Raw genomic sequence first — 23,321 nt, 5'->3', positions numbered from 1 at the left:
CATCGGTAATAGCTATAGAACCATTTGCACTTTGGTGGATACGGACTTGGGCCTCATCAAAAATGAATGACATGAAGGTGCTCATTGCGTAGACTCCTACTGGTTAGTTAGTTTGGTTACCATACATTAGAACGGCCTCGCGCATCGGGGCCGTTCTGCTTTTTCACCACCCGCGCCAGCGGGTAAGCTCCTCGATCAGCGCGTCCAGGGTGGGGAACCATCTGGCCACGCAGCCTTTGATCATGACGCCTGGGCGTTCATCCGGCCCGGGCACTCCCCAAACTTGCACACCTGCGGCCCAGGCAATGCCCAGCTCTGCCGAGGCATCGCAACCGGAAGGCCCGAGGTACACAACCAGATCAGCGCCGCCCAGGGCGCGGCTGCAAAAGAAAAAGGCAGCGCCGTGGGGATCCTCGTTTTTGCGCTGGTCAAAATCTGGCCCCGGCTCGGGCAGAAAGCGCGTCCAGTCTTGCACCTCATAGGGCGCAAGCTCCAGGGCCTGCTGCAACTGGCGGTAGGCCGCAAGGTTGCGGGTAGACGTGCAGATGTAGAGTTTGCGGGTGCGTGAGCCTGTGTGCATCAACATATTTATTCCCCCTAAAATTCGTCGGTAGTAGCGGCATACCCGCCAGCGCGGCTGAAGACCCAACAGCGCATGGTCTTGCCCGTGATGCGGCTATTGATGGGCATGTTGCCCATGTACTTGTGGCGTCGGCACATGGGCAGCAGCTTTTTGAGCGTGGCCATATCCGGCACGGGCTGGCCCCAGGTGCGGCACTCTTCCATAAGCTGGTTGAGGTTGATGGCGATGCGGCCATCGGTGGTGCGGGCATGGTTGAGCGGCTCCTGGTCGCCTTTGTCGTTGCGCAGGCTGCCGGTGATCTTGATGGTGATGTACTCGTAGATGTCCCAAAACTGTTCGACCAGCGGATGGTCGTTGGCCAGGCGCTTTTCTCGCGCCCTGGCGCGGTTGGTGAGATAGCAGGCGAGGCCGGTCTTTAGCTCCTGCGTCATGGCATCGCCAAAGATAACGCCCAGGGCATCGCCACAGGCTGCCACCTGGGCGTGGTTTTTGATGATGCGCTCGTTGTGCAGATCCGCGCCGGTGAGCATGGTTTCGTACTTGGTGTAGGCCTGGGCGTAGGCCTCCAGAAAATCGCGCTCACGCGTGAGCGCCCGGTTGAGAAAGCCGCCCACGGTGGCCACGGTCTGGCGTTCAAACCAGCGGGCAAGATCGCGTGTGCCCTGGGCATGGTGCTTTTTGTCCGCATGGCAGTGGACAATACGTTGCAGAAGCGCCTCGCTGCCTTCCACCTCGGCATTCTGCGAAATGATAAGCGAGGCCTGGAACACGCTCTCGTCCGTTTCGTTGCCACGGCGGGAAACGCCCAGGGTGCCTGTGCCGCGGCCGTTGAAGAAGGGCTTTACTTCATCGAAGCCGAACTGTTTTTGGCGGGAGTCTTTCTGCCCATCGTCGCGGTCAGATTCAATAATGACCACGGGCAGGTTGCTGACCTGGCTGAAGGCACGGCGGCGACCTGCGGCCGTGGACTTGAGCAGGTCAAAGCCTTCGTATCCGTCGCGGCCTAAAAGCTTCCAGCAAAATTCAAGCGCGGTGGATTTGCCAGCGCCTGGGTCGCCCGTGAACTCCAGAAGCGGAAAAGACTTATCGCGGCTGCGGATCTGCTGCACAAAGAGCGAACCGGCAAAGAAAGCCAGCAAGGCCAAGCCCTGCCAGTGAAAGGCTTTGACGAAATTGGGCAGCCAGTCTGGCTTGAAGTCGCCCTCGGTAGTGATGTTGACGCTTACCAGCGTTGTCTTGACGCCCTGGCGGTTGATTTCAAAATAGCCCTGGTCGTTGGCTGCCAATCGCCGGCCGCAGTGCCAGGCGTTATCCTTGAAAACGTAGGCCTTGGTGGATGGGTCGTAACCTACGAATGATAACGACGAAACAATCGGAAGGCGGCGGTTAAGCCATATTTTGCGCAAAATTTTGAAATGCCCGGCGTTGCCGTCAAACGTGCCGCCAAGGCTGCGGTTGAGCAAAGCCTTGTTGAAGTCCACCGGGCTGTTGATGGCCGAGCCCTCCAGCGGGATGATCTCGTCCGGGGTGCCGTTGGCGTAGGCGATTTTGAACTGGTAGCGAATTTCATCTGTAAGAGAATCTTTCGATAAGTACAGGCAGTCAGGATTCACGTTGGATATTGTGTCAACGCAGCAATGGCGGTTGAACATCTGGCGGCCCTCTGGCGTCATAAGAATCTGCCCCTCGGGGTCGTCGGGCGTGTCCTTCACCTCGGGTTGCTGCGGCTGATCGGGCTGGTCTGGTGATTGCTCTGACGTGGCGGCATCGGCGGGGGTGGCTTCTGGCGCTGGTGCGGCAGCGGTTTTTTTCTGCTCGGCTTTTTGACGGGCAGCCTCTTTTGCCCGCTGGGCTTTGGCTTCGGCGGCGCGGTTTTCGGCGTCCTTTTCCGCCTGTGCGTTTACGGCGGTGTAGACCTCGGTGCGGAAGTCCTCGCCAAGTTCAATCCAGTAGAGCGCGTTTTTGAAGTCGAGCAAAAACTTGTTGCTGCGGTTATGAACATAGTAGTGGAAGGCTTTTTCTTCCACGCTCTCCGCCACCATGAGCCGCCCGCTGTATAGGCCCTTGGAGATGAGCGCGGCGGTCAGGTGCTCTGCCCGCCAGAGGTCGTCCCAGTCTTGCCCCTTGGGCGGAAGGCAGACGCTTGCCAGCTCGCCCATTTGTTTCAGGCGCAGGTAGTGGCGTTTTGCCCAGCGGCTGCCTGCGTTGTCGGCATCCATCGCCACAGTCCACTTAACGTTTTTGGCGGAATGGGCCTTGATGAAGTCTTCGGGAAAGGTGTTGCACGAAAAGCAGGCCACGGCCTTGAACCCGGCATGGTAAAGGGCGATGGCGTGGAAGATGCCCTCCACCAGGAAGACGCGGTCGAGCTTTTCAATGGTCATGCCGGGCGGCATCCAGGCGTCGCCACGGTAGAGGGTGCCGTCGTCCTTGCGCTTGCCGCCGAAGCTGGCCTTGTTGCCGTTGTTGCCCTTGCGGCCGATAAGGCGCTCCCACCAGCGGGTGCGGGCCTCGTCCAGGTAAAAGCGCACGGTGGGGATGTATTGGTCTGTGTTGTGGATGGGGTAGGAGCCTTGCTCGTACCAGCCACGGATCTTGCCCAGGTCGAAGCCACGGTCTAGCGCCAGGTAGGCGTCTGCTGTTGCCTCGCGGTTTTCTGCCGTGGGCGGGTAGCGCTTGGCGAAGTTGCCGAAAAAGTCTGGCAGGGCCTCGCGCACGGTCTGCTCAAACGCGCATTTGTTCAGGCGGGTGCAGCGCAGCACGTAGGGGTGCAGGGTGCCCACAAAGAGGGACTTTTCCCCGCATGATGGGCAGACGCCGCGCAGGTAGTTGCCTGATCTCCGCAGATCATAGAGGCGAGAATCAAGCAGCGCGGTGACGATCTCGGACGCTGGAATGTCATGCCCCACGTTGCGCCTCCTTCAGCTCGTGGCGCAGGTCGCCCAGTAGGTCGAGGCTGCCTTGGATGAGGGAGTCGAGCCCTTTGACCACGGCGCGCAGTTCGTGCGGTTGCAGCAGGTTGTCGGCCACGGCTTCGCGTGCGCGGCCAGCCACTGTGCCGGCATCGGCAAACATGCCGGTGATACGCAGCAGCAGTGACTGGCAGTCGACGTGGTCGAACTGGGCCTCAAGCCCGTGGGTTGTGGCGCGGGCCAGCGCCCATTGAAGGACGATTGTGTTGCCCACAACCGCGCACCAGCGGGGCAGATCGGCAAATGATGGGTAAAATTTTTCGTTGCGGAAAACGCGGCGCCCGTAGGACTTGCTCCAGTTCATGCGCTTGCAGATCACGGGGAAGGGGAGGCCGCTTTCTCGCGCGGCCAGGGAGAACGCCTCTGACGCTTCCATTTTGTGAAACGGGATTATTTCAGGAATATCTTGCAGTTGAGGCATGGCATGTGTTCCTTTACGCGCTTTTTGTCACTGTGGTGGCGAGCGGTTCGGGTGTTGTGTCATGGTTGCCTTGCGCGGTGTCGGCCTCCTGGGCGCGGATATTCGCCCAGGCCTCTTGCAGGTGGGCAGGGGTGACCACGCCAGTGCGGCGCAGCTCGCGCAGCAGGTTGCGCAGTTGAAGGTTGGACGCGGCAATGCGGATTTTGAGGGCGCTTTGCGGGGGAATGTCCTCCGCGCGGATGCGGCGCATCCAGCGGGGAGTAAAGCCAAGGTAACGGGCCACGGCACTAAAGGAGCCGAAGACTTTTACCAGCCGACTGAGGTGGGTTTTGGTGGCGTTTTTCATGTGTCAAAATTAGGCATAAAGTGCCTAAAGTGTCAACGCGGAAATTGCCTAGGTTCTAAATTCCGTTATGGTCTGCACATGAAAGAAGGCGACAAATTTGAACGTGCGGTAGTGGCCCTGTTGGATGAACGGATAACAGCGTCAGGCTTGTCTCACAGCGAGTTTGCCAGAGCCGTGATGGACGGCGATGCCGTTCGAGCGTGGCGGTTATGTAGGGCGAAAGAGGGGAAGTCGCGGCGCATGTCGCTGGCGGAAACGTATGCGGCTGCTAAGTTCTTTGGCGAGGATTTTGCCAACATGATCTGGAATCTTGAGCGGCAGGCGAAAGAGCGAGGGTTAATTGATTAGGGTTAAAGTTCCTATTTTTTCTTGCATGATGGGGTAAAACTTCCTAGCATGGAGGCACGGAGGAACGCCATGCAGGATGACACAACATTGCCCGCGGTCACTGATCTGGCCGGAATGGCTGAACTTTTGATGGTCGAAGTATCATCATTGGCGAAGGTATGGCGTACCTGGCCTCATTTTTTTGTCGGCAACGGACGCACGGCCCGTGGTGCGCGCTTTCGCCCTGATGATGTCCTCAAATTTTTAGAGCAGCACAATGGCAATTACTCCATACATGACCAAGAGCGGCAAGCGGTTCAAAGTGGAAGTCTACCAGAACGGCGAACGGATAGGCTCAAAGTCGGGGTTCACAAATCAGCAAGACGCAAAAAAGTGGGAAGCAAGGGCACTCACTCTGGCAGAAAAGAAAGAGCCGACAGGTACGGCCTTCTTGGGTCTGGCGACAGCGTATCTTGACGATATGAAAGAGCGCCGGCAGCACAATACCGTTCAGTACAAGATCGCCGCATTGCGGCGATTCTTGTCTTTTATAGGTGGTGATTTTCAGCTTGAACGCCTTCGGGCCGCGCAGATCAGCGGGTACCTTGTTGCACGAAAACAAGCGATGGGGCCAAAGGCCGCAAATCGTGATCTGGTGGAACTGCGGGCGGTTATGAACTGGGCGATCCGAAAGCGCCTTTATCACGAGAATCCTTTCATTCCATTCGAGAAATTCCCTGAAAAGAAATTTGTGCGGCGGGTGCCAACTGCTGCGGAAATTGACGCAGTGCTGAAGTTGGCAACGCAGGAACAAAAAGATTTTCTCGACATCCTGCGCTACACGGGCGCGCGACTTTCTGAAGTGTGCAACCTCTGCTGGAATGATGTTGATTTTCAGCGGAATACAATCACGTTTTGGACGCGCAAGCGTAAGGGGGGCAACCTTGAACCGGGGATCCTTGCCATGCCGCAAATTCTGCGTGAAATCCTGGCAGCAAGGAAAGGGCTCCCTTCTGCCCACCCGGAGTTTGTTTTCGTGGGACGTGCCGGGCGACAGTTTACAAAAAACTCCGTGCGGCTTTGGCTTCCGGAGTTGTGCAAGGCTGCCAGCATTTGTCCTCCTTTTACGGCTCATGCTATGCGGCATTATTTTGCAACGCTGTTAAAAGACAGTGGGGTGATTACTTCGTTTCAGATTCAAGCGGCACTGAGACATAAAAATTTGAGTACGACAGAAAAGTACCTACATGAATTGTCGATAGATCGCGGGGTTGCGGCGCTATTGGATGGTGATGGCAATTCGTGATGTGACGTGATTTTGCCGCCTTTTTGGCGTGAAAGAAAATCGAGTTTATCCGAGTTTATCCGAGGTTATTTTTATAACGCACGGTAATAACATCACATATTTTTGTGTGCGAAAAGTGTATGGTTAGACTCGAAATCGAGTTAGGGGTTAATAGCTCCTACGTGGGTTCGAATCCCACCCTCTCCGCCATTAATGCGTAATAAAAACGGCGTGTTGCTTTAGATGGCAACACGCCGTTTTTGCGTCTAAAATGGGTATGTTTTTAGCGAGTGCGCGACTAACATGCATACCATCATGCATACTTTGGCTAGATATGTGGGAAAAATTCACTATGGCCTGTATGTTCAAATAAGGACATCACGTAAAGGTGTTTTTTCGATTTTACAGGCAATGAGGGCTAGGTTGTGCGTGCGCGTCGTGATTGCGGTGTCCGTCTAGCGCGGCTCCAACAGCACTTCCAAAACGGCAGCCCCATCCTTTTTGCCGAAGCCACGACTTGCCGCAGACTCGAATAGACGGAGCATGTCCTTTAGGACGTCGGTCGGGATGCCGACTGACGTTGCCGTATTGATTGCGATAGTCAGCCCAGCCGTGTAACTGTCCACAGACCCAAGCGATTCATCATAATTCCGGTCAATCATTTTGGGCAGCAGGTATTCCGCGCCCGGTACAGCCATGGAAATGGCTGGGCCATACACTTCTTGCGGGACGTTAAGCTTCTTGGCCACCGCTGCCGCATACGCCAGCGTCACGGCCCCAAACATGGAAGCGATGAGCGTTGGGGTTTCTGCCTTGGTCGCATCCCCCACTTCACCCACGCGGAAGGCGGAGCTGCCGACACTCATGAGAATGTTTTCCCAGAGGGACTCGTCTTTCGGCGCGCAGCCGTAGACGAACTGTCCCTGTCCGTTGCGTAGCTGATCATTACCCACATAGATGGTCATCTCCGCGAGGTCTCCGCCGCACTTGGCCACTTCGCCCGCGATTTCAATGATCTCGTCAATATTTGTCGTGGAGGCGTTCATAAGCTTCTTGCCCCTAAGCACCGCTTTTGTCGCATCGCTCAGCAGCATTTCACGCACTCCCGATCCGTCCAGAAGCACAAGGATGGTAGCATCGGCTGCCATGATGGCTTCCGCTGCGGTCGCCATGGCCGTTGCGCCCATAGCCACTAAGGGGGCTGTTTTCGCTGTCGTGCGATTGTAGACAATGGCTTCATGGCCAGCTTTCATCACTGCCTCTGCAAAAGCGGTGCCCATCAGGCCAGTTCCAATAATTGCTATTTTCATATCTCTACCATCTATGTGAGTTGGCTAAAAGGTTGATGCCTCATATCGGGAGGCTGTTCGTCAAATGTTCCTGCCTAAGTCAAACATCATCCTCTATGCCTCCGTAAGGATGTAGGCGCGCAGCACACCGCGCAAACCGCCAGCCAGCTTTTCGAGGTCCAGCCCTGGAGCGAACTGCTGCTCCATCATCAGCCCGGAAAACAGTGCCATGAGGATGAGCACTGCCTCGTTCGGATCAATGGCGGCGCGCACCCATCCTTCAGTCTGTCCGAGGCGCAGAGCTTCCGCAAACTGCTCCCGCATAGCCCTTTCCTTGGCCTTGCACGGCACTGCGGACTTCTCGTTTCGATACAGTTCGAGCCAACTGTCGAGGCCAAGGCCCATGCCCGAAGCACAAGAACTCCACATCTCCTCCAGGCCTTTGCCGTCGATGTTGGCAAAGGCCGTAAATCCTTCACGGGTGAAAAGGTGTTTTCCCATCTCCTGGCTGGCGTTGAATTCCATCTCCGCGATGGTTGCAATGATTTCGTCCTTGTCGCGGAAATATCGGAAAACCGTGCCTGCGCTCATGCCTGCTGCTGAGCAAATCTCCTCTGTTCTAGCTGCATGGAAGCCCTTTGCGCGAAATACGCCCGCTGCTGCCTTGAGAATCTGAAGACGACGCTCTTGGTGGAGCGTTTCGTTTTTTGGTCGAGCCATGTGTACTCCCAATTAATAAACGGTGTGCTCAGTCTCATAATTAATGATACCCCCACCGCTGTCAAGGGGCAATAACCGCACGTTCAGCGGCACCTCCGGCACACCGATGGGCGGAAAAATCAACACTCCATGAGAGCCTCGAGTTCCAAAACCTGATTCCGTCGCCATGTACCGCACTCGCATCAGTGCCGCTGGACACAAGAAAAGGGCGGGTCGCAGTGAAGCAACTCGCCCTTAAGCGTTCTGGCATCCAGAGTTATCTGCCGGCTTCAACCTCGTGCGTTCGGCTAGATGCTGGCTGAACCGCACTTTCAATGATAGCCGCCAAATGGTTGATGTCTGGCGACACGCTTTTCAGGTAGATGTCGGTCGTAGTGGCCCTCTGGTGTCCTAAGAGGAGCTGAATGTCGGTCAAACCCGCATGGTGTGACTGGATAAGGCTCACGGCGAAAAAATGCCGTATGGCATGAAAGCCAAAGGTTTTGATCTGAGCCTTCTTGCAAAGGTTTTTCATCATATCCCTGATCGTTTGTTGGCGGGTTGAGTACGGCCCGCCTGTATTGGGATTGATGAAAACATGTGTCGTATTGCCTGTTATGGCTTTCTGAGCAGCTATGATGGCATGCAAGCTGCTGCCGATAGGTAACGTCCGGTACTGCCTTGCCCCTCCCTTGCGCTTCCGCGTCCAAAGCTTCAATGAGCGCTCGGCAACGTCTTCCCACGTTAGGTTGAGAATTTCGCTTACTCTGGCCCCTGTGAGCAGCAGCGTGTTGAGCAAATCAGCTTGCCACGGTTTTGCCGCAGCAAGAACCTTGCTCATGTCGTCAGGGGTCGGCACGTACTTGACGTATTGTTCCACAGCGGGCTTGGCAACAAAACGCCAGGGGTTCCGTGGAACCGCGTCCTTGTGCCAATTCCAGAGCGTTTTCAACGTGCGAATGCGGCGATCAGCAGCCTTGCCCCCACGCTCAGTTTCAATTGAACGTATGAAGCTGGTTGCGATAACAGGGTGCCGAGGCCTCTATGAACATGAACCGCTGGTTTCTGTTTATATCGTCGGCATGATTGACAACTGCAACTGCCTTCTTGATGCCCTTGATGCGGGCAACGCAGCCCGATACTTAAACTGCGAGTTTGTGCGGGGTTTCTTTGATTTGCATGATGGGTGGGATAGGGCCATGCCCGCACTATGCAATGCCGACATTGCTGTATCTCTGACGGAGTGCGAAGGGGGAGTACCATCCCCGTCGAGCGAGATAGATCAGACAAGGATAGAGGCAAGCCTGATGGTTCTGAGCTTGCAGGAAGAAGCACGAATCAAGAACTCACAGGAGTTGATTCAGCTTTTACGAGAATTGCAGAGAAGTACCTCTCAGGCCGCGCGGGAGATCGGAACCGCAGCTCACCAAGTAAGGGATTATCCCGTTGAGGTTTTGAATCAGCACAGAGCGCGTATGGAGCAAAGCTTGGCAAAGTGCGAGGTGGCGGCAATCGCATCAAAGGAGTATTTTGAAAAATCGCGTGCAGTAATGGATGGTTACGGCAAGGAATTGCGGGGTGATACGTGGTGGTTGGCAAGTGTAACTTCTGGATGCACAGCGATTGCTTTCATGCTTCTGTTCTTGTTTCTCCGCTGGCTAGGTCATTGAGTATTGCCGTAGGAATTTAGGCTATTATCCCAGTAGGTTAATAAATGCAGGCTGCTATGTGTAACCGCATGGCAGCCTTCTTTCGCGCTGTGAAAATCAGATACAAAACCGGATATTTTTTCTGGCGTTTCCTTTATGAGCAGTTCTCATGCTGCTTGCGGAATTTCCCATTTGTCACTCAGACGGGCTCCTTCCAACATTTGAGCACCTTACTTTTTCATCTCGGCCAAAGCCGCGTCTACCTGCTGCATGATTTCGCGCACAGTCCGAGCGTCTACATCCACCGTTGCGGCGGCCGCCAAAAAATCCTTTTCGGTTATATCCTTGCCCTTGTTGTTGACCATGCAGGTCTGTTCCCCGTTAATGCCCTCTGACGGTGTAAGGTCATAAACCGGGGCCATGCGCCACTGGTTCTCCTTGTTCAGCAGAAAGGAAAAGTTTTTGGAATGGTCGTCCTTGTTGCCGGAGCGCACGTTGAACACCATGAGCCGCACCATTTTAAGCACTTCGCGTATGTCTTTGGTGAGCAGCAGCGTCAGGCGCAGCAGGCTTTCATAGGTGAGCGAGGGTTCGCGGTGCGATGCGTGCAGCAGGCCGCAGGCGGTGTGCACATGCACCTTTTGGCCATGCACCCTGTCAAAGCGTTGGACGCCGAAATATCCCGGCGAGGTTGCAGACGGAAACAGGTGCGTTTCCGGCATATCCAGCCCGGCTTCTCTGGCCGCCAGAGAATATGCGTATTCCGTCAGCCCGGTGTTTGGCGGTTCGTGCGCAGACCGAAATTTGATGATCCAGGGGGTTCCTTGGGGTTCCCCCGCCCCCTGCGGCACAATGCGGTAATCATCGGCAACGTTCACCAGAATTTTGGGTCTGGCTCCTGCGGATGAGCCGTTGAGCTGAATAAGCTTGTCCAGTTGCCCCGCATCCACAGGCGCATCGCGCAGAATCCGCAGCGAATCCTCTGCCAGAGCATCCAGTTCCGCCACAGAAACGGCTTCTTCTGCCTGTTCCGCCGCCGGGGTGTACTCCAGTGCGCCCATGCCGTGGGCACCCACCATGGCAAGGCGCTGCAAGGGCAGGCAGGCATGGAGCGATGAGCCTTTTTTTCGTAATGCCCTGTCCAGCAAAAGCAGCCCCCAGCCATCGGGCAGGCTGTCGTTGAACACACCGAACAGGCCGTCAAAGGTGCGCTTGGGGTCTTCCCTGACCTCTGGGCTGAGCGGAAGCCTGAACGGCGAAATGTTGATGCCCGAATCAAGAAATTCTGGCGCGTACTGGAACAGAATGGCGTTGCTGTGTGCGGCAAGCTTTCCCACATGGCGCCGTGCGCCGTATGCATGCAGATGCACGTCAAGATTCATGGCGTTTTCTCCCTGCCCGCTTGCGGGGTGCTGGGGATTGCGGCTTGAACAGGTTTTCTGTACGCGGTGGGTTGAACAAGCCGGAAAAGGCTTCAAGATCGTTAAGAATCAGGGCGATAGCCAGCAAGGACGCGAGCGAGATTTCCCCTGTTGTTTCAAAGCGCTTCACAGAGCCAAGGGAAACGCCGCTGCGGGCCGCCAAATCTTTCTGGCTCATATTGAGAGCAAGACGTTTGGCCTGCGCCTTGGCGGCGATGCCGAGCCGGATTTCCTGCGGAGTTTTTAATATATCATCTAACATAATAGCTCTTAACTGTATTTTTTAGTATAGTAGCTAAAATATGAGATGATAGCAATATGGTGATGGGGGGTAGGTGAACACGCGCTCTAACGTCAACACCAGCCCCGCCAAGCGAGATCGGGGCCGAAGCTCACCAAGAAAAGGAATAACCTGTTGAGGTTTTGAACCAGCACCGGGCGCGTATGGAGCGGTGCCGGAAAACGGCGAGGAAGGCGTAAACACCATCTTTCCTTGTTTAGCTAATATTGACAGCAAGCCCAATCGGGCGCTTTTATGTTCAACAAATACGTTTAGCGTATTCGCGCAGCGAATGCCGCAAAAAGTGTTCTGGCTGCTTGCTGGAGGCATTCATGAGGGTACGCTTTAGATGATTATGAGCTTCAAAAGCGAAGAGACGGAAGAACTTTTTACCTCTGGCAATTTCCCGCCATTGAATACTGTGCAGCGAAAGGGATTGCGCATGCTGCGCATTTTACATGCAACAAGTCAGCTCAATTCGCTCCGAATTCCTTCGGCAACAGGCTGGAAAAGTTGAAGGAAGATCGGGACGGTCAATTCAGCATCGCCATTAACATACAATGGCGCATCTGCTTTCGGTGGAAAGATGGAAACGCATATGGTGTGGAAGTGGTGGATTATCACTAGCGGCAAAGCTACTGGCAGGAAACAACAAACCACCACACATGGTTAGGAGATTAATTATGATTGCTATTCATCCCGGCGAAATATTGCGCGAGGAATACATGGCCCCCCTTGGTCTTACGGCCTCCACCCTTGCGCTGGAGCTGCGGATACCGGCCTCGCGAGTGCATGAGATTATTAATGAGAAGCGGGGTATTTCTGTTGATACAGCCCTGCGGCTTGCAAAATTTTTTGAAACTGATCTTAATCTGTGGGTCAACTTGCAGGCGCAGTATGAAGCGGATTCGATGGATGCCCAGAAGCGCACGGATATGGAACGGATTGTTCCTTATAGCGCGTTGCAGGGCCAAAGAGCATCTGCGTAAATCAAAAAAGTACCAGCCCCGTTGGCACAGTGAAAGCTTTGCAGAAAAATTCGAAAGAATGCTTAAATGTAAGATTGTTTCTGTTTGTGCATGATGCCAAGGCGAAGTCAGGAGCAGAATTGCAACTAACTAATGCCGGAAGAATCCCGCGAGAAGGATACATCTGTAACCATCGGGAAACATTATTTTACAGGTCGAATCCGCATGGTGGCTGTCATTAATTTTTGAAAGAATAATGTATAGAAATCTGTCAGTCTTAAGCCTATTCGTAGTTAGCATGGAATTAATATAAACGGAGCGCTGCAAGTGTTGAAAGAAACGCTACTGCTTATAAAATTGAAAGATAATGGGTGCTCACTGAAGTAGTTGATGCCGCATGCAAGTGCAAGCATGAAAAAAAACCAGATGCTAATAATTTGTAGACGCCGTCTTTCTGCGCGCTTTATACGGTTCTCTACTGTGGTGTTGTCAAAGATTTGAGCGAGTTCTACTTCTGAAAATATATTAGTATAGTTATCCTTTAGTGCGGCAAAGCTTTCTCTAATGGTTAATATCCTATCGTTAAAATTTATTACACAGAATATTAAGTAAATAACTGAAATAGCTATTGCAAAAAAAACAATGTTACGTGAGGTGTCACTGAATTGTATTCCCGTATTTCCTGAAATAAGTTTTGGGAATATCGTAGTAAGTGAAAATGCTAATACCCCAATAAAATTGTGAGTAAGGCTCGTTGATAGATTGCTGATGTGTTCAGATAAATTTAAAAGAACCCCGCTAATATAGTCCCCGATTTTATTTCTAGCCGTTAGATACTCAGAGATATTGTTCTTTAAATAAATGAGGTAGTTTGATTGAATTGAGGCAAGCAGTGTCTCGTCAATGTCGAGTATTTTTTTGAATTTGCAGTTTAGGCTAACAACGTTACGAACTAGCGCAAGCTTGTCTGAAATATGTGCATCAGTGTATGCCCACTCATAAATTTTATACCAGTGCCTATTAAAGCGCAGATCAACAAAATGGATTTCTTCTTTGAAGTCCCTTAAGGCTGAAAATGAAGTTGAGCAGCCTTCTTTGTCAAAGGAAAAAGAGTTGGAAATGAATGCAATGGATAAAAATGTTTCAAGTTTTCTGAATTTATCAGTTAGTGGATTCCCTTCGTAGTTAGTGCCTATGTGGAAATCAGACGGCAACAAGTTGCAAGATGAGAAATTTAGGAAATGGGCGTTGTCGCGGCATGCTTCAAGTGTTTTTAGCCTGCATTCATCAAGCTGTATGCTTGCTCCATCAGAAACAAAAGCTAGGTGTTCTGTCCCCCAGCATTTACCATCCTCCAAGACATCAAAAATGATGCTTGATTCACCAAGTAGGAGTGTATTGAAAAAAATTATAAGTTCATGAAAAGATTGGCTTGCTAGATCTTTAATAAAGTCATTATAAGAATAAATAGTGCAGTGGCCGAGATGCTTAGTTTTTGTAATCTTAATTGCTATATCAAACGAGCAATCTTCATCTGTTGAATTTTTTAAATAGGTTTCCCAACTCTCTTCGTCGAAAGGTTTTTTGTTTTCGAAGCTAAAAAAAGTTTCGTCGTCTACCGTCACTGTTATGGCAATATGATCCCTTTCTGGAAGATTGGATAAAAAAGCAACGATGTTCTTAAAGTCTGGGAGTTTGTCTGCATCAAGCGAAATTGTGTACTGAGCGTTTAATCTGTTTTCCCAGAACGTCCCATCGCCAGGGAAAAGGCTATGTAGGCTTTCTAGGAAGCTCATGATAACTCCTAATTTCTTTTTAGGAAGGCTTGATAGGTTGTTTCATCTTCAACTGCAAGCTTTAAAAATTTCTCGCCCGTGGAGTGATCTTGCATCGAAACAATTTTGTCGCAAGGGCTCCCGTCTGTAATATCTATCTGTAACTTAATACCTTGGCTCACAGTGAAGATTTTTCGGACTTTAGCGGTAATAGCTTTGGGGGCAGAAGTGAATTGTCTATCAAAGTTTTTTTTGTCAGGAAGATCCAGCAACTTTTTTTGCAACTTTTCAATCGTTGCCTTCTCAACGCTTGTGTTGTCAATTCTTGAAACACAATCAGAAATCATTTCATCGTAATTTATTATATCATGTGTCTTTATATACGTAATGATATTGTTACGGAAAATTAATTTGTCTCGCGGGTGGCTTTTAAGAATATTTAGTGAACTATCAATTGCACTAAATGAATTAGCCGTATTATCATTATCAGAATTAATAGGATCGAGTTCTAGAAAAGTATTATTCCAGTATTTTGCGCCGTTGTCAGAATATACCTTAATTGTATTTATGTTGCAATTGGAGTCAAAGAAAATGAGACATGATTTCCAAATGCCTTTTTGATCCTGCGGAAATCCAGTCCTCGAGATAAGTTCAATGTCGTCAATGTAGTTACGGTGCTGGACTTTTGCCAAAAGATAAATAAAACCATTGCTGGATTGTGCAAATGCTTGAATACACGATCCTTTTCGAACGATCCCATTCATGTTTTTTATCGAATCTTGGGCATTGAGTTCTTCTCTTAGTAAGCGACTTGCAATGATTTCAGATTTTTCATGAAACATTTCCTTTGATTGATTTTTGCTGACTTCAGTCGCTGCACTAATTACCTCTGTATTCAACGATCTTGTTTTGTAGTTCCTTGTCGTTTTGTTGTTGTCAATGTGGTCAAACAGTTCAGAGGAAAATTCGGAAAATCCTTGTGGTATCGTACGGTTAAGAACCATAGTTTGCTCAAGGTCAATTGTGTGGATGGTTATGACTGAAAAATCCATTTATTCCCCCCCCAAAATTTTTTTCTCGAAATTACCTCGGTTTTTGACAAGATTCAATATATTCATGCTTCTATTTGTTTTCAAGACTCGGTCGGCCTACAAAAAAGTTCAGATTGTTTTGAATGGGGGTCATCTTCAGCGTGTACCTTGCTTGATTTCGTAAAGAATGCTGAAGGGATTGTGGCGGGATTTGTACTTATTTTTTTCGTGAGGATAGCATTTCAATTTTTTCTTACTTTTTTCTTAATGGGATATAAAAGCGGATATTGTTGTTGGGGGAATTATTTTTTATTATGATATTTCTTTATGTTAGTGGATATTGTCGAATCCCACCCTCTCCGCCATTAGCAAATAATAAAAACGGCGTATTGCTTTAGATAGCAGTACGCCGTTTTCGTGTCTAAACAGGGTATGTTTTTAGCGAGTTCTCGACCTACGTTGCATACCTTGACGAGATTTGCGGGAAAAATGGGGAAGGGCCCGCGACAGGAATGACCGCGAAGAAACGGGACAATAGGGTAGACAACAGCTTCATGCAAGACGAGGTGTTCAGCACGTGACTGAACGCCACCAGAATGTTTCCCCGCAGCTCGGGTTGTATTTGCAAGTAATGTGTATACATTGAGAATACTTCTAAGAGTGTTTGGCTGTTTGCTGGAAGCATCCATGGGGGGACATTTTAGATGATCATGAGCATCAAAGATGAAGAGGCGGAAGAATTTTTGTCTCTGACACCTTATGCGTTGAATACTGCTCAGTGAAAGAAGGGGCGCAAGTTGCGTGGTTTGGCATGCGACAGGTTAACTCAAGTCGCTCCAGCTTCGTCGGGTAAAGTCAACAATAGTAGTGCGATACTTGTTTTACTGGTGGGTATTTGGACGAAATCCAGCCCCAAGTTTTATGACATCACGCCGTACTGTATGCTGTGGTACTGTTGGAGCACATGGTAGTGGTGAATTGCCGCATCTATCATCGTCAAATGGAATATATATGTCAAAAGGAGCGGCACCGCTTTCTGTAGTTATAAGTTTTGTGGGCCATGGATTGATAGTTCCCAGGGAAACCCACGCGACACTGTTGCCCTGTAATCTGTGCATGAATGATATGGCACTTGAAGCAAGCATGAAAAAAAGGACTATTACGACGAAGAGTTGGCGCTGTTTGTCTTTATATCTGAAAAAGTTGTTCAGAATGGATGTGCCAGTAACTGGCCAATGCTGAACGAAACACGCGGCCCCCAAGGCAAAAAACATCCAGAAAAGTTCCCTGCCGAAGCGCGGGTCTGGCGCCATCCAGAACCAGTACACGATGGAAAGCAGCGGCCAGCCAAAGAGACACAATATTTTACGTGAAGTAAGCTGCTCGCGAATAAAAAACCAGCATACGCAACCCGCAGTAAAAGGAAGTAGTGTTGTGAGAATTGCCTGTTTGGATGAGATGAGCGCCTTAGCCCAAGGTAAAAACCAGAAAGAAATACCACGCTCAAATGCTTCAAGATGATTTGGTCCAGGCATGCGCGCCCATGCGCGCACAGCGGTTGCATTGCCTGTCACATCCCTGAGTGGCATGGCCCAATCTACATTAAACGGGAGCATGGAAATGGGGAAAAATGGATACCCTGAAGTGATGACATTTTTTGCGCACCAGAGAATGGCAGCGAGTAATGGGAACACAAATATTATCAGAATATTACTAAATTTAAAATTTGTTGATGTACAGTAGTAATATAATGCAATTGGAGTTACAATCAATATTGATATTGCCGAAAGTGGTTTGATCAAAAAAGAAAGGGTAATGCATGTTATTACAGAAATAGTTGAACTTAACGTTCTACTTTGTTTGGTAAAGAGCATGTTCAGCAACTCTGCGCCAGAGATACACAAAACAGCCATGGAAGGAAAATCGTGGTATAGATTGGGATAATTCCAAAATATGAGGCTATAAATGCACACTGGAAACATGCAAAATGCGTAGGCGCGAAGAGATTGGGATGAACTGTTCATGAAGTCATGTACAAAATACATTGTAAACGCCGTTATAAACGTCGGCATCATGATCCATGGTGTGCTGTCTTGAAGAAATGAGTGGTTTAGAAGAGCTGCAAAAACGGGCCATAGGGAGCTGTTTGCCAGCCTGGAATGTAGATTGCCAAGGCCGCACGGTGTGCCATATTCATTGAGCCAGCGCACAATCTGAATGTGATAAAGGTCGGTGTCGTAGGCATAGCCTGTCCATTCCGCATAGGCTGTGCCTAGAGCGCAAACTCCCGCTATGGCAAAAAAGAATGCCAATACGGGCAGGTGCCGCCCCGGCTGACTGGCCGGGGAGACGAATAGGTTGCGCAACTGCTTAAGGCCAAACAGCGCCGGGGTCAGGCACAAGAGGGAATATTGGAGGGTGAGCGGCTTAACCAGTGAAACCGCCATAGCCAGCAGGCTGACTAAAAAAACGCCCGCAAAAAAAGCTAAAAATGGATTGCGCGGAGTAACCCGCAATAATGAAAAAAATGTAAATCCAGCACTACTGGTAGCAAGAAACAGCGCAAGGGTGCAAAGATAGATGCAAATCATTCATTTTTTCCAATACGCGCGGCACAAAGAAAATAGTGGCTTTATACAGCAATAAGCAGCGCGCAGCATATTTGACTTGTTATGTGAATCCGGCGCAACTGTTGTTTCTGGTGCCTCTTAGGGATAAATGTATGAGGATCCAGTGATGGTCTTTATTGGCTGCATCGCGAAGAGGCGCTAAGTTTATTTTTTGTTTTTTTCTCGGAAAATTAGATACTTTCGTAATGTAAAGTTTCCTGCAAAGCCAATTACTGCCGCCCAGAATTTACTCCAAACAGGCATCACTGTGAGGGCGATTAGCCCATATGTTACAGCATAATCAAGGCCAAGCATGCCTATAGATGCAAGCGCATAGGCGAATATTTCTTTTGGGGAAGACCATCGCGCATTATGCCGGAAAAGAATTGAAATGCATAGCTTATAGTTTATTGATGTCGAGATAATGAAAGCAAGGATGATCGCGGAAGAAATATTAAGTCCTGCTCCTGTTAATGAAGCAAATGATATAATATTTGATAGTGCACTAATAGCTCCGATAAAGAAATACAGCAAAAATTGCATTGGAAGCGGGGCGGTGTGCGCACTGTAGTGCATGATGCAGTAGAGGGCGTGTATGCCATCACGCCAGCCGATCTTTTTACCCTCTTCGTAAGTTCGCGGGGTATAGTGAATGGCGCATTCGTATACCCGGCAGTGCATCTGGGCTACAAGGGCGGTAACTTCTGGTTCAAAGCCAAATCTGTTCTCTTGCAATTTTGGGGCAATAGCCTGAATGACCTCGCGCCTGAAGAGTTTATAGCAGGTTTCCATGTCGCTGATGTCTAGGTTAGTAAACATATTGGATATAAACGTAAGCGAGCGGTTCATCCAAGTATGCCAAAAGTATAGCACCCGCCGGGTTTCTTGTCGCAGGTATCTGGAGCCGTACACTACATCGGCCTTACCCTCCAGCAGTGGTGCTAGTAACATCAGGTAGTCTTTAGGATCGTACTCCGCATCAGCGTCCTGAATTCCTATGTAGTCGCCGGTTGCTTGCAAAAATCCCGTGCGCAGTGTCGCTCCCTTTCCCTGATTAACAGAGTGGTGAAGCACGACAACTTCCTGATGTGCAGCTGCAAGTTCATTGGCTATGGCCATGCTGCGATCAGTTGAACAATCGTTCACGATGATGAGCTCAAGTTTGATACCTTCATCACGCAGCGCGAGGCATCTTTCAACGCAGCTAGACAGCGTGTTCTCTTCATTATAGCAAGGAATAATTAGCGAAAGGCTGGTTGACACGAAATGCTTCCCCCAAGAGATATTATTCAAATTTGATAAATGCGCTGTATGTTTTTTCAGCAGGCAAGTTGTTCAGGTGGTGACTTGCATAAATTGTGTTGCTGTCTGTGTCAAAATGACTTTTTTGATACTTGTTCGTTAACCGTGTTCTGTAACCTTGGGGGTAGCAGCTCCGCCAACCGAGCGTCTTACTTTTCCACTCCGCCCAAAAAACCATCCACCAGCACAATTTCTCTAATTGTCGGCGTGTGCACGTCCACAGTCGCGGCAGCTATCGGAAAATCCTTTTCGCTTATGGCCTTGGCCCTTGTTGCTGACCTCGCAAGTCTGTTTCCGTTAATACCTTCTGACTGCAAAGGTCATAAATCGAGGGCGTACCACAGATTTTTCTTGTGCTGCACAAAGGGAAGATTTTGAGTGGTCGTCCCGGTTGCCGGAGCCCACGCTGAACACCATGCGCCGTATTTTCAGCACTTCATACTTATCTTTGGTTCGCATCAGCGTCAGGCGCGGCAGGCTTTCGCCGGTAGCGAAGGCTTGCGGGGTGATGAGTGCAGTATGTCGCAGGCTGCATGCACATGTACCTTTTGCTCGTGCGCCCTGTCAAAGCGTTTAACGCCGCAATTTTCCGGCGAGGTCGTAGACGGAACCAGGCGCATTCCAAGTATATCCAGCCCGGTCTCTCTGTCCATAAGGGAATTGCGTATTCCGCCAGCCATGTACCCTGTGGTTCATACATGGAAAGGAGTTTGATGATCCAAGGAGTTCTTTGGGAGGCTCTCGTGCCCTGCGGGCTGAGTGGAAGGCTGAATGGTAAAATGTTAATGCCCGAATCAAGAAATCCCGGCGTGTGCTGGACCAGAAGGCGTTGTCTTGTGGTGGCAAGCTTTATCCCTTAGCGCCGCACACTGTAAGAACTCTGCTGGACGTCAATACCCCTGGCGTTTTCTACCTGCCTTTTTGCGAGGGCAGGTGCTTCCGGTTTGAACAGGTTTTCTGCACGGGGAGGGTTGAATATACCGGAACGGTTTCAAGGTCGTTAAAAAATCGCGCGATAGCTGGCAGGGGCGACCTTTTTTCGTCGCGTAGATATTGAGGACAGCAAGCATAATTTTGAAAAGATTAAATTTGGGAACAAGCGCAGGAAAATTTTAGTTGAAGCGCGCTAATTTTTTTATTTGTTTGGACAATATCTCGCATTTTACTAACGTATGTTTTGTTAATATTACAATAAGGCTATGCTGATTTCTTAAATAATGTAGATATGCCAAGTGTTATAAATGTGAAAAGTTTGAATGTCACTTCCCCCTACCTCTTGCCCATCAACACCCGCTGAAAAAACTCCAGCGTCCTCTGTTCAGCGTCTGTGGCGGCAGAGCGGTTAAAGCCATGCCCCGCGCCGGGGTAGATGACCATCTCAGCGGTTTGCCCAAGGCTGCGGGTCAGTTCCATCAGTTCCTTGCCTCTTTCCATGGGCACAACGGTATCCGCATCGCCGTGCAGTTCCAGCAGCGGCGGCATGTGGGTAATGGGGTGCTTGCCGTCAGCCCTGTGCTGGGCGGGAATACCGCCGTAATACACAACCAGCGCCGCGATTCTTGTATCCTTGCTGGCTACGGATGTGCCCAGATATCCCCCCTGAGAGAAGCCCACAATGCCAACAGGGCGCGCCTTGTGCCCCTGCGCAAGCACGCCTGTCACAACATCGCTGACCATCTGCGACCACGCGCCTATACGTTTTGAAAAATTTGCGCGCCGCGTTTCCACAGTTTTGGAGCATGCGACATCCTGCTCATTATAATAATCCAGCACATAGGTATCAAAACCCGCGTGGGCAAGCTGTGTGGCGTTGCGCTCATAAAATGCCCGGAATTTATCCAGCCCCTGGCTGCCGTGCAGCACAATGATAGCCGGGTGCGGCCCTTGCCCGGCGGCGAGAAAGGCCTTAACCGCGACCGGCCCCTGGGATGTCGTTTGCGTGGCTTCGTGAACCTGAATATCGCCCGCAAGGGCGCAGCCAAATCCGCCAAAAAACACAAAGAGAAAACACCAGCAAAAGGTTTTTGCGCTCCGCATATTCCCGTCCGTGTGTAATGAGTGAAATTCCGGCAATGTCTTCGGGTACTCGCTTTGTGCGGGCAATACAAGATCGCCTGAGCATATGTGTTGTGCGAAATGTGCCGCGCACAGGTTTGTCAGCGGCCCGTTGCGTCAGTTTCGCCGCTGGGGTAATGATACGCCTCTGCGGGGCGCAGGTGCAGCGCGTTTTTGCGCACAGCGCTGGCCGCCAGGTATGCAGGGCACGCAAAGCACACATCCGCAGGGCAGCCGCAACCCAGAGCAGCGGCAGCCTCAAGCAGAATCATATCACAGCGTTGGAGAATATTTTGGCATTTTTGAGCATGCAGGGTGTTACCCTGAACCTCGGCGGCAAGCCGCTACTGGACTCGGCGGATTTTTCGGTTGAAGTGGGCGACAGGCTTTGCCTCGTGGGCCGCAACGGCGCGGGCAAGTCATCGCTGCTGGCGCTGCTCGGCGGGCAGATGCAGCCCAATTCCGGCATGATTATCCGCCCCGGCACGCTCATAGGCCAGATGCCGCAGGATGTGCCGGAACGCTGGCGCGGCACGGTTTTTTCTCTGGTGGCGGAGGTTCTGGGCGAGGAGGGCACGGCCCTTGCCGCCGCGCATGCCGGGGCCGAGCACAGCCTTGAGCTGACCAGCGGCTGGGAGCGCTACGGCGATGTGCTTGCCGTCATCAATCATCTGGGGCTGGATCCCGATGCGGATTTTACCTCCCTTTCCGGCGGCACCAAGCGGCGCGTGGCCTTGGCGCGGGCGCTCATCTGCTCCGAAGACCTCATTCTGGACGAACCTACCAACCATCTGGATATCGCCACCATCACCTGGCTGGAAGATTTTTTGCTGCGCAAGGCCCGCACCCTGATTTTTGTCAGCCATGACCGGGCCTTTGCCAAGCGCCTCGCAACGCGTGTTGTGGAGATCGACCGGGGCAAGCTGCACAACTATTCCTGCGGATTCGACCGTTACCCCGAGCGGCGCGAAGAACGCCTTGCCGCCGAGGAGCGCGCCTTTGCGCTGCAAGACAAAAAGCTTGCGCAGGAGGAAGTGTGGATTCGGCAGGGCATCAAGGCCCGCCGCACGCGCAACATGGGCCGGGTGCGCGCGCTTGTGGCTCTGCGGGCCGAGCGCGCCGAGCGGCGCGACAGACAGGGCAACGTATGTATGGCCGCGCAGGAGGCTGGTCGCTCGGGCAAGCTGGTTATTGAGGCCGACAATATTTCAGTTGGCTACCCTGGTCAGCCGCCGCTTATCCGCAATTTTTCCGCAATCATTCAGCGCGGCGACCGCGTGGGCCTGATCGGCGAAAACGGCACGGGCAAAACATCGCTTATCCGCGTTCTACTGGGCGAGCAGCAGCCCACTGAAGGCGAGGTGCGCCTCGGTACCAATCTTGAAATCAGCTATTTCGATCAGTTGCGCGAAACGCTCGACCCGGAAGCCAGCGTCATGCACAGCGTCGCCGAGGGCAACGATGTGGTCACGGTAGGCGGCAGCACGCGCCATGTTGCAGGATATTTACAGGATTTTCTCTTCACTCCCGACCGCCTGCGCCTGCCGGTCAAGGTGCTCTCCGGCGGCGAGCGCAATCGCCTGCTGCTGGCAAAGCTATTTACCCGGCCATCCAACGTGCTGGTGCTGGACGAACCCACCAACGATCTGGATGCGGAAACCCTTGATCTTCTCGAAGAGCTGATTGCTGATTATTCCGGCACTGTGCTCGTGGTCAGCCATGACCGTAGTTTTTTGGATAATCTTGTCACCAGCGTCATCGCGCTGGAGGGCGACGGCATGGCGCACGAGTATGTTGGCGCGTATACCGACTGGCTGCGCCAGCGCTCGACCCCTGCGCAGGAGCGCAAGCCGGAAGAGAAAAACGCTCGCACAAACCAGCGCCCCGCCTCGGACAAGCCCCGCAGACGCAGCTTTAAGGAACAGCGGGAATTTGAACAGCTGGGCCAAGAGCTGGAAGCCCTGCCGGAGCGTATGGACGCTCTGGAGCAGGAGCAGAAAACTCTGGAAGCAACACTTGCCGATCCGGAACTGTTCGCCCGCGATCCAGATGCTTTTGCCAAAATCACAGATCGGCTGGTGGCGCTGGAAACAGAGCAAACTGAGCTGCTGCTGCGCTGGGAATTTGCGGAGCAGCGCCGGCAAGAGCTGGGCGAACTGGCCGGGTAGGGCGTACTCCCGCCAGCGTCAGCCGTATGTATCGAGTAATGCCGTACATGCGGCTCCAGTCTTTTTTTCGAGTTAAGCCGCCTTCCTCCTCCCCGGCACCATTCTGCACTCTTACCGGAGTGCAGCTTCCGCAATTATGCG

Annotated in this window: 21 protein-coding genes; 6 read left to right on the top strand and 15 right to left on the bottom strand. The window is 51.5% G+C overall.

The genetic code is table 11. The annotated features are described in order from the left end of the window. Window positions 1–163: 163 nt before the first annotated feature. From ACUZ9P_RS02385 to ACUZ9P_RS02370, 4 genes are read right to left on the bottom strand one after another with little or no spacing between them, the layout of a single operon-like run. Complete coding sequence (locus ACUZ9P_RS02385) at window positions 164–586, bottom strand: hypothetical protein (RefSeq protein ID WP_449248503.1); 423 nt, start codon at window positions 584–586, stop codon at window positions 164–166. A gap of 11 nt (window positions 587–597) precedes the next feature. Beyond that, window positions 598–3,492: a toprim domain-containing protein gene (locus ACUZ9P_RS02380; protein WP_449248502.1), complete on the bottom strand. Its 2,895-nt coding sequence runs from the start codon at window positions 3,490–3,492 to the stop codon at window positions 598–600. Beyond that, a complete protein-coding gene (locus ACUZ9P_RS02375) occupies window positions 3,482–3,976 on the bottom strand; it encodes a phage regulatory CII family protein (protein ID WP_449248501.1) in 495 nt (164 codons plus the stop codon). Before ACUZ9P_RS02375 ends, ACUZ9P_RS02380 begins: the two co-directional genes overlap by 11 nt. 13 nt (window positions 3,977–3,989) lie before the next feature. Beyond that, window positions 3,990–4,322, bottom strand: a complete 333-nt coding sequence (locus tag ACUZ9P_RS02370; protein ID WP_449248500.1) for a hypothetical protein — start codon at window positions 4,320–4,322, stop codon at window positions 3,990–3,992. A gap of 78 nt (window positions 4,323–4,400) precedes the next feature. Here ACUZ9P_RS02370 and ACUZ9P_RS02365 point away from each other — a divergent pair, with 78 nt between their 5' ends. Together ACUZ9P_RS02365 and ACUZ9P_RS02360 are read left to right on the top strand one after the other, a co-directional pair. Further along, the gene (locus ACUZ9P_RS02365) at window positions 4,401–4,670 is read left to right on the top strand and encodes a hypothetical protein (protein ID WP_449248499.1); all 270 of its coding nucleotides are present in this window, start codon (window positions 4,401–4,403) and stop codon (window positions 4,668–4,670) included. 256 nt (window positions 4,671–4,926) lie between these two features. Then, entirely contained in the window at window positions 4,927–5,955 is a 1,029-nt protein-coding gene (locus tag ACUZ9P_RS02360; protein WP_449248498.1) for a tyrosine-type recombinase/integrase, read from the top strand. A 434-nt stretch (window positions 5,956–6,389) separates the two neighbouring features. Here the strand turns inward: ACUZ9P_RS02360 and ACUZ9P_RS02355 are convergent, their stop codons facing one another. The 3 genes from ACUZ9P_RS02355 to ACUZ9P_RS02345 all read right to left on the bottom strand — a co-directional run bounded on the left by ACUZ9P_RS02355 (window position 6,390) and on the right by ACUZ9P_RS02345 (window position 8,763). Further along, complete coding sequence (locus tag ACUZ9P_RS02355; protein ID WP_449248497.1) at window positions 6,390–7,244, bottom strand: NAD(P)-dependent oxidoreductase; 855 nt, start codon at window positions 7,242–7,244, stop codon at window positions 6,390–6,392. Window positions 7,245–7,337: 93 nt separating this feature from the next. Continuing rightward, window positions 7,338–7,943, bottom strand: a complete 606-nt coding sequence (locus ACUZ9P_RS02350; protein ID WP_449248496.1) for a TetR/AcrR family transcriptional regulator — start codon at window positions 7,941–7,943, stop codon at window positions 7,338–7,340. Window positions 7,944–8,199: 256 nt separating this feature from the next. Next, window positions 8,200–8,763, bottom strand: a complete 564-nt coding sequence (locus tag ACUZ9P_RS02345) for a tyrosine-type recombinase/integrase (RefSeq protein WP_449248495.1) — start codon at window positions 8,761–8,763, stop codon at window positions 8,200–8,202. A 166-nt stretch (window positions 8,764–8,929) separates the two neighbouring features. On the opposite strand from ACUZ9P_RS02345, the gene ACUZ9P_RS02340 reads away from it, so the two are divergent. After that, complete coding sequence (locus tag ACUZ9P_RS02340) at window positions 8,930–9,592, top strand: hypothetical protein (RefSeq protein ID WP_449248494.1); 663 nt, start codon at window positions 8,930–8,932, stop codon at window positions 9,590–9,592. 209 nt (window positions 9,593–9,801) lie between these two features. Here ACUZ9P_RS02340 and ACUZ9P_RS02335 read toward each other — a convergent pair whose 3' ends face one another. Together ACUZ9P_RS02335 and ACUZ9P_RS02330 are read right to left on the bottom strand one after the other, a co-directional pair. Beyond that, entirely contained in the window at window positions 9,802–10,953 is a 1,152-nt protein-coding gene (locus ACUZ9P_RS02335; RefSeq protein ID WP_449248493.1) for a type II toxin-antitoxin system HipA family toxin, read from the bottom strand. Continuing rightward, window positions 10,943–11,254, bottom strand: coding sequence for a helix-turn-helix domain-containing protein (locus tag ACUZ9P_RS02330; RefSeq protein ID WP_227119438.1), 312 nt, complete (start codon window positions 11,252–11,254; stop codon window positions 10,943–10,945). The genes ACUZ9P_RS02335 and ACUZ9P_RS02330 overlap by 11 nt, the downstream gene beginning before the upstream one ends. A gap of 531 nt (window positions 11,255–11,785) precedes the next feature. Here ACUZ9P_RS02330 and ACUZ9P_RS02325 point away from each other — a divergent pair. Further along, on the top strand, window positions 11,786–11,899 hold the full coding sequence (locus ACUZ9P_RS02325) for a type II toxin-antitoxin system RelE/ParE family toxin (RefSeq protein ID WP_449248492.1): 114 nt from the start codon (window positions 11,786–11,788) through the stop codon (window positions 11,897–11,899). Between the two features lie 56 nt (window positions 11,900–11,955). Beyond that, the gene (locus ACUZ9P_RS02320) at window positions 11,956–12,261 is read left to right on the top strand and encodes a HigA family addiction module antitoxin (RefSeq protein ID WP_449248491.1); all 306 of its coding nucleotides are present in this window, start codon (window positions 11,956–11,958) and stop codon (window positions 12,259–12,261) included. A 272-nt stretch (window positions 12,262–12,533) separates the two neighbouring features. Here ACUZ9P_RS02320 and ACUZ9P_RS02315 read toward each other — a convergent pair whose 3' ends face one another. The 6 genes from ACUZ9P_RS02315 to ACUZ9P_RS02290 form a co-directional block, all read right to left on the bottom strand. Continuing rightward, entirely contained in the window at window positions 12,534–14,036 is a 1,503-nt protein-coding gene (locus ACUZ9P_RS02315; protein WP_449248490.1) for a hypothetical protein, read from the bottom strand. An 8-nt stretch (window positions 14,037–14,044) separates the two neighbouring features. Next, complete coding sequence (locus ACUZ9P_RS02310; RefSeq protein ID WP_449248489.1) at window positions 14,045–15,067, bottom strand: hypothetical protein; 1,023 nt, start codon at window positions 15,065–15,067, stop codon at window positions 14,045–14,047. A gap of 860 nt (window positions 15,068–15,927) precedes the next feature. After that, on the bottom strand, window positions 15,928–17,637 hold the full coding sequence (locus ACUZ9P_RS02305) for an LIC_10190 family membrane protein (RefSeq protein WP_449248488.1): 1,710 nt from the start codon (window positions 17,635–17,637) through the stop codon (window positions 15,928–15,930). Between the two features lie 183 nt (window positions 17,638–17,820). Beyond that, a complete protein-coding gene (locus tag ACUZ9P_RS02300; RefSeq protein ID WP_449248487.1) occupies window positions 17,821–18,918 on the bottom strand; it encodes a glycosyltransferase in 1,098 nt (365 codons plus the stop codon). 1,308 nt (window positions 18,919–20,226) lie between these two features. After that, window positions 20,227–20,994: a dienelactone hydrolase family protein gene (locus ACUZ9P_RS02295; protein WP_449248486.1), complete on the bottom strand. Its 768-nt coding sequence runs from the start codon at window positions 20,992–20,994 to the stop codon at window positions 20,227–20,229. A 119-nt stretch (window positions 20,995–21,113) separates the two neighbouring features. After that, entirely contained in the window at window positions 21,114–21,284 is a 171-nt protein-coding gene (locus ACUZ9P_RS02290) for a hypothetical protein (protein ID WP_449248485.1), read from the bottom strand. 21 nt (window positions 21,285–21,305) lie between these two features. Between ACUZ9P_RS02290 and ACUZ9P_RS02285 the strand changes: the two genes are divergently transcribed. Further along, window positions 21,306–23,180, top strand: a complete 1,875-nt coding sequence (locus tag ACUZ9P_RS02285; protein WP_449248484.1) for an ATP-binding cassette domain-containing protein — start codon at window positions 21,306–21,308, stop codon at window positions 23,178–23,180. The last annotated feature ends 141 nt before the right edge of the window (window positions 23,181–23,321 follow it).

This window comes from Desulfovibrio intestinivivus (assembly GCF_053570665.1).
The sequence above is the reverse complement of the archived record's forward strand: the minus strand, read 5'-3'. Positions and strand labels throughout refer to the sequence as shown.